Genomic DNA, 254 nt, shown 5'->3' with positions numbered 1-254 from the left:
AAAAAACTGGCGACATTAATACGTTAGAAGATGGTGAACAACAAGGTACATTTATTGTTCCAGATAGTGCGGTAGATGGAGATATTTACACTGCATATTTAGTCGTAGGAGACAATGATGTATCAGCTGATTCATTTATTGTAAAAGTTCTGGATAACAGACAATATGAACCAACAACAGACGGCGTAACAAAAGATCATGGTACACCAACGACAACAGACGATGTAACAGGTGCAGTGACAATCCCAGATTAT

1 protein-coding gene is annotated in these 254 nt (G+C 37.8%); it reads left to right on the top strand.

Going from position 1 to position 254, the window contains the following annotated elements; translation table 11 throughout:
• On the top strand, positions 1-254 hold a 254-nt coding region (locus tag LQ679_RS14760; protein WP_239763591.1), incomplete at both ends, for a hypothetical protein.

Origin of the sequence: Mammaliicoccus sp. I-M35 (assembly GCF_022386455.1) — a bacterium.
GTDB lineage: Bacteria > Bacillota > Bacilli > Staphylococcales > Staphylococcaceae > Mammaliicoccus > Mammaliicoccus sciuri_A.
Note: the sequence above shows the minus strand (reverse complement) of the source record. Positions and strands in the feature narration are given on the sequence as shown.